The sequence below is a fragment of the Dactylosporangium sp. NPDC051541 genome (assembly GCF_044454505.1).
GTDB lineage: Bacteria > Actinomycetota > Actinomycetes > Mycobacteriales > Micromonosporaceae > Dactylosporangium.
This window is the reverse complement of sequence record NZ_JBITDU010000008.1, coordinates 107,161-117,718: the sequence shown is the minus strand read 5'-3', so window position 1 is coordinate 117,718 and position 10,558 is coordinate 107,161. Positions and strand designations below refer to the sequence as shown.

6 protein-coding genes are annotated in these 10,558 nt (G+C 72.2%); 3 read left to right on the top strand and 3 right to left on the bottom strand.

The window, feature by feature from the left end:
* Positions 1-22: 22 nt before the first annotated feature.
* Both ACIA8L_RS32305 and ACIA8L_RS32300 read right to left on the bottom strand, forming a co-directional pair.
* Entirely contained in the window at positions 23-1,303 is a 1,281-nt protein-coding gene (locus tag ACIA8L_RS32305) for a multidrug effflux MFS transporter (RefSeq protein WP_395910377.1), read from the bottom strand.
* A gap of 78 nt (positions 1,304-1,381) precedes the next feature.
* Positions 1,382-5,257 carry an Hsp70 family protein gene (locus ACIA8L_RS32300; RefSeq protein WP_395910376.1) on the bottom strand — a complete coding sequence of 1,292 codons (3,876 nt, stop codon included), beginning with the start codon at positions 5,255-5,257 and terminating at the stop codon, positions 1,382-1,384.
* 162 nt (positions 5,258-5,419) lie between these two features.
* On the opposite strand from ACIA8L_RS32300, the gene ACIA8L_RS32295 reads away from it, so the two are divergent.
* Positions 5,420-6,943, top strand: a complete 1,524-nt coding sequence (locus tag ACIA8L_RS32295; RefSeq protein WP_395910375.1) for a histidine kinase — start codon at positions 5,420-5,422, stop codon at positions 6,941-6,943.
* A 199-nt stretch (positions 6,944-7,142) separates the two neighbouring features.
* Here ACIA8L_RS32295 and ACIA8L_RS32290 read toward each other — a convergent pair whose 3' ends face one another.
* On the bottom strand, positions 7,143-8,315 hold the full coding sequence (locus ACIA8L_RS32290; protein WP_395910374.1) for a serine hydrolase domain-containing protein: 1,173 nt from the start codon (positions 8,313-8,315) through the stop codon (positions 7,143-7,145).
* Between the two features lie 111 nt (positions 8,316-8,426).
* On the opposite strand from ACIA8L_RS32290, the gene ACIA8L_RS32285 reads away from it, so the two are divergent.
* Positions 8,427-9,584 (top strand): sensor histidine kinase, encoded by a 1,158-nt coding sequence (locus tag ACIA8L_RS32285; protein ID WP_395910373.1) that lies wholly within the window; start codon positions 8,427-8,429, stop codon positions 9,582-9,584.
* Complete coding sequence (locus tag ACIA8L_RS32280) at positions 9,572-10,219, top strand: response regulator (RefSeq protein ID WP_395910372.1); 648 nt, start codon at positions 9,572-9,574, stop codon at positions 10,217-10,219. Before ACIA8L_RS32285 ends, ACIA8L_RS32280 begins: the two co-directional genes overlap by 13 nt.
* The last annotated feature ends 339 nt before the right edge of the window (positions 10,220-10,558 follow it).

Here is a 10,558-nt window from a genome sequence, read left to right as displayed (position 1 = left end):
TCCGGCCGGGCACGATGTACGCCTAGTGTGCGACTGCGACTGTCTGTTCGAGTGCGTCGGTGGGCAGGTGGCGGGGGCGGACGACGACGTACAGGGTCAGTGTCGCCGCGACCATCCCGCCGAACACGACGATCGACATGGCCACCGCGCCGACGCCGAGGACGCCGACCACCGGGGCGGCGAGCGCGCCGACGCCGAACTGGACCGCTCCGAGCAGGGCGGCGGCGGTGCCGGCGGCCTCACCGTGCCGGGACAGGGCCAAGGCCGGCGCGTTCGGCATGGCCAACCCGACCATGGCGAGAACGGTCCAGAGCGGCAGCAGTACTCCCAGCAGCCCGCCCGTGTGCGTGGCGGCGAGGACGAGCAGGAGGGCCCCGGAAACGACACCGATGAGCAGCGCGGTGGACAGGATTCGCTGCGGCGACCAGCGGCGCAGCAGCTGGATGTTCACCTGTGCAGCCCCGATCAGCCCGACCGCGCCGCCAGCGAACACGAACGCGAACTGCTGCTCGCTCATGTCGAACTGGTCCTGGAACACGAAGCTCGATCCGCTCACATACGCGATCAGCGACGCCATCGCGAGGCCGGCCACGACGATCAGCCCGACGTACACCCGGTCCGCGAACAGCCGTCCGTAGTCACGCACCGTGCCCGCGACCCCACCCCGGCGCCGCCGCTCCACCGGCAGCGTCTCGGGCAGCGCGAACGCGGTCGCGACCAGGATCGCGACGCCCGCGACGGACAGCACGACGAACACGCCCCGCCACTCGGTGAGCCGCAGCACCGCGCCGCCGATCGTCGGAGCCAGGATCGGCGCCACGCCGACGACGAGCATGAGCCGCGACAGCAGCCGGGCCGCCGAGTTGCCGCTGAACAGGTCCCGCACGACCGCCGTGGCCACCACCGACGCGGCCGCCGCCCCGAGCCCCTGCAGGACCCGCAGCGTCCCTAGCACCGCTAGGTTGGGCGCGAACACGCACAGCACCGACGCGACCACGTGCACGGCGATCCCGGCCAGCAGCGGCACCCGCCGCCCGAACGCGTCGGAGAGCGGCCCCACGAGCAGCTGCCCGATCGCCAGCCCGGCGAGGGTCCCGGTGAGCGTCAGCTGCACCGCGGCCGCCGTGGCGTGCAGGTCACCGGTGATGGTGGGCAGGGCGGGGAGGTACATGTCGATCGTCAGCGGCCCGAGCGCGGTCAGGAACCCGAGGAGCAGGACCAGGCGGAAGCGCCGCCAGGGCGGGAGGAGCTCGCCGGGGGAGGTGAGGGCATCGGGTCGGGTCGTCGTCGCAGTCTCGGCCACGACTCAGTACAAGCCAAGCCTCTGCCGTTGTCTTCCGGATTTCCCCGAAACGTAACGATGATCACCCGACCTGACCCGTTACCGCCGCGACGCCGGCACCGGCACCAGGCAGAACTGCGATCCATCCTTGATCACGAACGGCTGATTGACATCCGGGCACCGCTCCGCCTTGGGGATCTCCTTGATGATCTCGAACGCCCCGCGCGCGTCGCAGTCCACGACGGTGGCTCGATCCGCGCTCTGCGCGACGCACTCGCCGACCTGGAACTGCCGCTCGGGCAGGGAGCCGGTCATTTTGAGCGCGACGACGGTACCGGACCCGAGCGCGACCAACGCCACGAACAGCGTGAGCGCGGCGCTGACCGGCGGGCTGAGCTTCCCCCGCCGATGCCCCCGCGGCCGCCCGTCCGGCCGCGTGGTCCTGGTGCTGGTGGTCTTGGTCTCGGCGGTCTCGCTCCCGGACCGCGCCTTGTCCTTCGTGTGCGGCTGCGTCTTGGCCCACCGCCACCGAAACGCCCGGTTGCGCGCTTCTTTCCGCGATCGATCCGCAAGCGTCAGCTTGGGCGCCGGGAACCGCGGCGCGGGGGACACGGCGACGTCGGACAAGGGCGGCTCGACGTCCTCCCCGTCCTCAGCGCCGGGATCACCCGGCTCGGCCAGCCCACCGCGCCGAGCCGACTGCATGTACCGCCGCACAACCCGAACCAACGCCCCGAAGTCCTCAGCGTCCGCCTCGGTCTCAACCCGCGTGGCGACAACGGCGGGCCCACCGTCACCCCCGTCACCCCCACCCCGTCCGGCCGCAGCCACCACCTGCTCTTGGCCCGGCCCGTGCGCGTGCTCATGCACGTGCTCGTAGGCTTCTTCGTCCCCGTCCCCGTCCCCGTCGCTGTCGTGTGCGTCGTCGGCCGCTCCGGTCGCCGGTGTGGTCAGCGCACGCAGCGTGGCGAGGAGATCGGACTCGTCAACGGCTTCGCCGCCGGACACCGAAGCCCAAGGAACAAACGAAGCCTCCTCGTCCTCGTCCTCCTGCTCCTCACCGTCGCTCTCGTCCGTAACTTCCCGAACGGCGTCCGCAACCAGCCCCTCCGCAGCCGCCATTGATCCGTCGTCGACCGGCTCCGACTCTCCTTCGACCAAACCGAGGTCGAGGTCGGGCTCCAGCGCATCGGCGAAGGATGCAGCCTCGAGCTCTGCCTCGTCGTCGACCGGCCCGCTCTCGAGGACGGGCATCCACGCTTCACCGACAGGCTCGTCCTCCGCCTCTTCAGCGACCGGCTCGTCCTCCGCCTCTTCAGCGACACTCCCGGTTTCCGGCGCGATGGCAGCTGGTTCCGGTTCCGCTTCCTGCGCGTTGACCTCCGGCTCCGGCTCGGGCTCCGGCTCCGGCTCGGGCTCCCGCTCGGGCTCCGGCTCAACGGCGACCGTCTCCAGCTCGGGGTCGGGCCATTGAGCGCTGTATGCCAGTTCGGGCGCAGGTGCAGATGCCGGTGCGGGGGGCGCGTACGTGGTGATGGCGGGCTCGGATATTGCGGCGGGCGGCGAGACGGATTCCTGCGGTGCCGGTGCCTGCGCCGGTGTGTATGGAGGTGCGGGTGTGGGTGCGGGTGTGGGTGCCGGTGCCGGTGCGTGTGCGGGTGTGAGTGCCGGGGCCGGTGTGGCAGTGGACTCTGGTGCTGGTGCTGGTGCTGGTGCTGGTGCTGGTGCTGGTGCCGGGGCCGGGGCCGGGGCCGGGGGAGGGGCGGGGTGGGTTGCTTGCTTGGCTGCTTCTTCGGCCTCGCGGAGGGTGCGGAACTTGGTGACCATCAGGTCGAGTTCGGCTTCGAAGACGTCGAGTTCCGAGCCGGACGTGCGCAGGCCCGCGCCGGCGGCGTTGAGGTCGGTTTCGGCCAGGTCCATCTCGCTGCGCAAGGCGACGACCTCGTTGGCGATGGCGACCAGGCTGGCGCGGACCGTGCGGTACTCGACCTCGGCGGCCCGGCACTCCGCGCGGATCGCTCGCAGCTCCTTCTCGAACCGCCACGGTTTGTCCTGCTCCAGGACCCACAGCTCGGCCCGGATCTCCCACGGCTCCAGCTGCTTCGACCGACCTAGCACCGCCTGTGGCTGGCTCGCGGCCACCATCGGCGCCGGTGCCACCGGCGGAGGGGCCACGGGCGGCGGGGCCATCGGGGCCGGGGCGGCTGCTTCGGCGGCGGCCGCGGCGGCTGCACGGGCGTCGTACAGGACTCGGCCGGATCGCCTCGTGCCGGGCGCCGGAGAGGTCGGAGTGGGTGCGCTAGCGGTGCTATATGGGCTAGCGGTGCTTGACGAACGAGCGGTGCTCGAAGGGCTAGCGGTGCTCGAGCGGCCGGTTCGCCAAGGCGTCGCGGGTTGCGGTGCGGCGGCGCTTTCCCGGCGCAGGGCGGCCCACGGGTCGTTGTCGATCGCTGGCTCCGCTGCTGCCAGATCCATCCCCGGCGCGGCGAACAACTGGGCCGGAGCTCCGGGCGGCCCCGCGGGTGATCCCGAGCCCGCGGGTGTTCCCGAAGTAGGAGTGGCGGCGAGACCTGACGCGGGATTCGGCACGGGACCGGACGGGACTCCTGAGGTCGCGGCCCACGCCGCGGCTGCTTCGGACCCGGCCGCATACGAAGAGCCGCCGCCATACGAGGAGCCGCTCCCGGATGAAGAGCCGCCGGCATATGGAGTGCCGCCGCCGGACGCGGTGCCGCCGCCGGGCGTGGTGCCGGCCCCGGACGCGGTGCCGGCCGGCGTGATCGTGCGGAACTGTGCTCGCCGCACCGGCTGGGGCTGGTCGGGGACGGCAGTCTGTTGTTGCAGGGCGGCCCACAGCTCGTTCGGGTCGACACGAGGGGCGGCGGGCGGCGGGTAGCCGGGCGGTGGGGAAGGCGGGGCGGCCATGACGGGCGGTTCGAGGGGGAGGGGGCGCGGGCGGCGCGGAACCGGCGACGGCTCGGCCAGCAGGGCGCCTTCGGCGAGGATCGGGCCTTCCAGGTGTACCGGCAAAACTCCCAGCGTCTCGACGAGCAGCTCGGTGACGAGCGGCGTGTGCGCGAGCCCGCCCGTCAGGAGCACGCCCGCCACCTCCGGCACCGCCGCCCCGGCCACCAGGGTCGCCACCGTGTGCATCGCCCGCTCGAACGCCGGCCGCGCCAGCTGCTCGAACTCCGTGCGCGTCAGCGGCATCCCGGACGCCGACCAGGGCACGGGGATGGTGGCCGCCTTCGCGTACGTCAGCTCCTCGCGACCCTCCCGCGCCCCCTCCAACAGGGCCCGGTCAGGCTTCCACCGCCACACCTTGCGCCGCGCGAACGTCGAGCCGAGGTGCGCCAGGATCGCCGCGTCCAGGGCCAGGCCGCCCGCCTCGGGCACGGTGGCGGACGCGAGCACCGTCACGGTCCGCCCGGTCCGCTGCACGACGGCGGCGTCCACCGAGCCTGCTCCAAGATCTAAAACTACGGCGGCGGTACCGTCGGGAAGTCCTAAAATTCCGAGTTCATCCGCGTGCAGGGCCGCCGCGACCGGCTCCGGCACCAGGCGGAGCGGGCGGAGGCCGACCAGGGCCGCGGCCTTCTCGAGCAGCTGCGTCTGCGGGCGGTGCCAGTGGGCCGGGTGGGTGATCGCGACGCTGGTGACCGGCCCGCCGACCACACGCCGCGCGGCCGCGGCGATATGCGTCAGCACCGCGGCGAAAAGACTCCGGACCGGGCACTCGACGCCGCCGAGGACGACAGAGCCTTTGTCGATACTTTGCCGGGGGTACGGTTCGAAGCGATCCGGGCTCACCGAGCCGGCATCGCACGCGGCGTACCCCGCGACGAAGTGCGGCGCGTTGTCCAGGCACACCGCCGAGGGCTCGAGCAGCAGCTGCTCGCGCCGTCCGTCCGGTCGCACCAGCACCGCGGCGGTGCGGGCGGTGCCGAAGTCGATCCCCAGGTGGTAGCCCCCCACGCCTACCAAGTTAATACGACCAAAGCGGGTCAAAGGCCACAGAACGGCGAGGATGGATGTGGACGTTGCGCGATAATCGGACGCACGTGCTGTACCCCCGACAAAACGCCCTCGTACTTTGGACTGATCCGGCTGATCCAGCCGCCGAATAGCATGAAGGACGTGCTCGGTCGACTGCGCTCCTTCTGGGACGAACCGGGGCCGGCCGGCGCGCCTGGGCGGGTGTGGCGCGACTGGGCGCTCGCCGGCGGGTTCCTGCTGGCCGTCGTCGTCGAGGTGCTGGTGCGCTCCGACCTGCCGTTCCGCTGGTACGCCGGCGCCGTTGCCGTAGCCGTCATCCCGACCTTGCTGATCCGCCGGACGAGGCCGCTGCTGGCGACCGGCTGCGCGTTCGGGCTGTGCGGCCTGGCTCCGTTCGCGATCGGCCGCGACCTGGGCCTCAACTCGTTCGTGTTCATCCTGTTCGTGGGCTACGCGCTGACCCGCTGGGGCTCCGGCCGCCAGGCGGTCCTGGGCGCCGCGATCATCACCGCGAAGCTCCTGGTCGCCTGGCTGTTCGGCCATTCGGGCCCGAACGACACCCTGAGCGGCTTCGGCATCCTGTTCGCCGTGACCGCCCTGGGCGCCGCCGTGCGCTACCGCGCGCGGGCCCGCCACCGCGAACTTGACCAGGTCAAACTCCTGGAACGCGAACGACTGGCCCGGGACCTGCACGACACCGTCGCCCACCACGTCTCCGCCATGATCATCCGAGCCCAGGCCGGCCTGGCCACCGCCCCGTTCAACCCGGACGCCGCCACTGACGCCTTACGCGTGATCGAGGCGGAGGCGACCCGGGCCCTGACCGAGATGCGCAGCATCGTCCGCGTCCTGCGCACCGACGAGCCCGCCGACCGGGCCCCCACGCCGGGCCTCTCCGACCTGCACCGCCTGGCCGACCCGCCCCACGCCGCCCCACCCCACGCCACCCCGGGTTCGCCGCTCGATTCGGCATCTCGCGCCGCCCCGGGTTGGTCGCTCGATTCGGCATCTCGCGCCGCCCCGGGTTGGTCGCTCGATTCGGCATCTCGCGCCGCCCCGGGTTGGTCGCTCGATTCGGCATCTCGCGCCGCCCCGCATCCGCCGCTTGACCCGGTACCCCGCGCCGCCCCGCATCCGTCGTTCGACCGGCCACCCCACTTGGGCCCGCTGACGTCGGCCGATGCGTGTGCCCGCTCCGGATCGCAGACGTCGGCCAATTCGTCCGCGCACTTCGATCTGTCCGACGTAGCCGATCTCGCCAACCTGCAGGGCCTGGCCGATGCGCCGACCGGGCCCGATTCGCCCCCTGTCGTCGTCACGCATCGCCCCGGCCCCTCGGTAGCGGTGGACATCACCGGCGACGTCGACGACCTGCCGGCCCCGATCGGCACCACCCTGTTCCGCCTGGCCCAGGAGTCGGTGACCAACGCCCGCCGCCACGCCCGCAATGCGACCCGCATCCTGGTGAGCGTGGAGGCCGACGCCGCCGAGGTACGCCTCCGCGTAACCGACGACGGCGACCCCGCCACCACCCGCCCGTCCGCCGCGAGCGGCTTCGGCCTGATCGGCATGACGGAACGGGCAGGCCTGGTCGGCGGCACCTGCACCGCCGGCCCCGGCCCGGTACAGGGCTGGACAGTCACCGCAGTCCTACCGCGCGCCTAGCCCCGCCGGATTCGTACCCGCGGCCGCCGACCTTCGTCCGAACCCAAGCGCTCATGCACCTGTTCCTGCGTGCACTCGTTCGTAGGTGCGTTCGTGCGTGCGTGCGTGCGTTCGTGCGTTCGAGCGTTCGAGCGTTCGAGCGTTCGAGCGTTCGAGCGTGCGCATTGGGCGTTCGAGCGTCCGGGTCTGCTCGGATCGTTCACGTGGTCCGGCACAGCGCGTGCTGGATCAGGGTGTCGGCGGCGCGTTGCTGCTGGAGGTGGTGGTCCAGGCTGTCGCCCAGTGCGGTGGACATGGACACGATCGCGCTGCGGTGGCCGTCGCTCGTGACGCCGGTGACCGTGATGTAGCCGGCGTCGCCGCCGTCGTGGCCCCAGTAGACGCCGCCGCACGGCAAGGGGCGGCGGGCCAGGCCCAGGCCGTACTGGCCGCCGGGCCAGACGAGCTCCACATCGGCGTTGATCGGAACCGTTCGCCGCATGGCGGCCAGCTCCGGCGGGGCCAGCAGGTCGCCGCCCGCGAGGGCGCGGAAGAAGCGGGCCAGATCGCGAGTGCTGGAGATGATGGAGTCCGGGTCGCCGGGGACCTGGTCCGTGACGTCGACCAGGTTGCCGGGGCTGAACCGCTCGTACGCCTGGGCGTGCGGGCGCGGCACCGTGGGCGTGACACCCGGAAACGTGGTCTGGTGCAGGCCGAGCGGCCGGATGATGCGGTCGGTGATCTCCTGCTGCAGTGATCGGCCGGTCACCCGCTCGACGACCATGCCGGCCAGGATGAAGCCGGTGTTCGAGTAGCTCCATCCGGTACCGGGCGGGAAGGTCAGCGGATGGGCCAGCGCGCGGGTCACCAGCTGCTCCCGGGTCCAGACGTCGCCGCGCTGATCCAGGTACTCCTGCGGATTCGTATAGCCGGGCAGGTCGTCGGGGATGCCGCTGGTGTTCTGCAGCAGCTGGCGCACCGTGATCCCGCGGCCGTCGTAGCCGGGGCCGCGCACCACGCCGGGCAGCCAGCGCTCGACGGAGTCGTCCAACGACAGGCGGTGCTCACCGGCCAGCTGCAGGGCCACGGTGGCGACGAACGCCTTGCGGGTGCTCGCGATCCGGAACCGGCCCTCCGCCGGGACCGGGCGGCCGGTGCCCAGGTCGGCCACGCCGCTGGTCACGGCCAAGGTCTTGGTACTCGTGGTCACCCGGGCCTGCACGCCGGTCACGCCGAGGGCGCGGATGGCGTCGGCGTCGCGCCGCAAGCCGGAAGCAGTGCCGCGCTGTAGCCCGGACGGGGTCGCTGGGTCGGTCGCGTGTGCGGTGGCCTGCAGCCCGGCGACGGCCAGGAGCGGCAGCAGGGCCGCGGCGGCGATCAGGTGGAATCTCATGCCGTCCGACGGTATGAGCGGCGGCGGTCCGCGTCGCTACCCTGAGCCACCGTCTCGGCGCTACAGCGGCCTGTAGTGACATGCGAGGCGCGCACAGGCAGACTCGACGCCGTGCGGCAAGGGCATGGATGGGTGCAGGCGTGGCGTGGCGGGGTCTACCTCCTGGGTGCGCTGCTCTCGGGAGGCATAACGGTGCTCGCGTTGCCGCTGCTGTGCGCGCCGCGGCTGGCCCGGCTCTGGGCGGACTGGCACGGTGAGCGGGCCGGCCACCTGCTCGGGACGCCACCGGCGCCGCCGGCCACCCGCGGCCGCACCGCCCGGGCGCTGCTCTGGCTGCCCGTGAACGCCGTGACCGGGCTGGCGCTCGGCCTGCCGGCGCTGCTCTGCGCGGGCAACATCGTCGTCGGCCTGCTCGCGACCTCGCTGTGGTGGGCGTTCGGGACCGCGGACGGGCCGAAGCTGTTCATGGACATCCCGGTGCACGGCTGGGCGACCGCCCTGACCCTCGGCCCGCTGCAGATCATCCTGCTCACCACCCTGGCCTACCTGAGCTTTCCGCCGGTCGCGCGCGCCCATGCCCGGATCTGCCTGGCGGTGTTGTCGCACACGAACGAGGAGCAGCTCGCCGAACGGGTCGCCGTGCTCACCCGCACCCGGGCCGACGTGCTCGACGCGCACGGTGCCGAGCTGCGCCGGATCGAGCGTGACCTGCACGACGGCACCCAGGCCCGGCTCGTCGCGATCGCGCTGCGGCTGGCCGTGGCCCGGCAGGCGTTCGCCGACAATCCGCGGGACGAGCAGCTCGTGGCCGGATTGTTGCGAGACGCTCATGAAGGTACCGAGGAGGCCATGAGCGAACTGCGCGAAGTTGTCCGGACCGTCTATCCGCCGATCCTCGCCGACCGCGGCCTCGACGGCGCCCTGACCGCCGTGACCACCCGCTGCGGCATCCCGATCCAGCTGGACCTCGGCGAGATCGAACGGGTGCCGGCGGCGGTGGAGGCGGTCGTCTACTTCACGGTCGCCGAGGCGCTGACCAACGTCACCAAGCACAGTCGGGCGACTGCGGCCGGTGTGCGATTGTGCCGTACCGCCGACCGCCTTTCTGTCGTGATCACGGACAACGGGACCGGCGGCGCGGATGACCGAAGGGGCACCGGCATCGCCGGAATTCGGCGCCGGGTGCTCGCGCTCGACGGCACCGTCGACGTGGTCAGCCCGGCCGGCGGTCCGACGGCGATCACCGTGGAGCTGCCGTGCGGGTGGTGATCGCCGAGGACAACGTGCTGCTGTCCTCGGGCCTGGAGCTGCTGCTGAGCCGGGCCGGGTTCCAGATCGACGCCGTCGCCGGCGACGCCGAGGAGTTCATCGCCGCGGTGCGCCGGCACCGGCCCGACGTGACCATCGTCGATGTTCGCTTGCCGCCGACGTTTCGCGACGAAGGCATTCGCGCAGCCTTGCATGTTCGCCGCGAGCATCCCGGACTGCCCGTTCTTGTCCTGTCGCAGTACGTCGAGCAGCAATACGCCGCGGAGCTGCTCGCCACCACCGGCGGCGGCATCGGCTATCTGCTCAAGGACCGGGTCAGCCGAGTGGACGAGTTCGTCGATGCGCTCACCCGGGTCGCGGCCGGCGGCACCGCCATGGACCCGGAGGTGATCGCCCAGCTCGTCCAGCGGGCGGGCGACCCGATCGCCGCGCTCACCGCCCGCGAACGCGAGGTGCTCGGGCTGATGGCCCAGGGCCTCGGCAACAACGCCATCGCCGAGCAGCTCGTCATCACCGACAACGCCGTGCACAAGCACATCGGCAACATCTTCGCGAAGCTCGGCCTCGCCGTGGCCGACAGCGGTCACCGCCGCGTCCTCGCCGTCCTCGCGCACCTCAACGCCGCCGGCCGGTGAAGCTGCGAATTCCGGCCGCCGTTGGTGCGGGAAAGCCGCGGCCCTTGTGCCGATGAGCGACCGTCGTGCGAGGCCGGCCGTCGGTGCATGAATTTGTCGTCCTCGCTCATTTCAACGCTGGGGCGGTGGGGCTCGGACTTTCGGCCGCCGTTGGTGCGGGAAAGCTGCGGCCCTTGTGCCGATGAGCGACCGCGGCGCGAGGCCGGCTGTCGGTGCGTGAACTTGTCGTCTTCGCTCATTGCGACGCTGGGGCGGTGGGGCTCGGACTTTCGGCCGCCGTTGGTGCGGGAAAGCTGCGGCCCTTGTGCCGATGAGCGACCGCGGCGCGAGGCCGGCTGT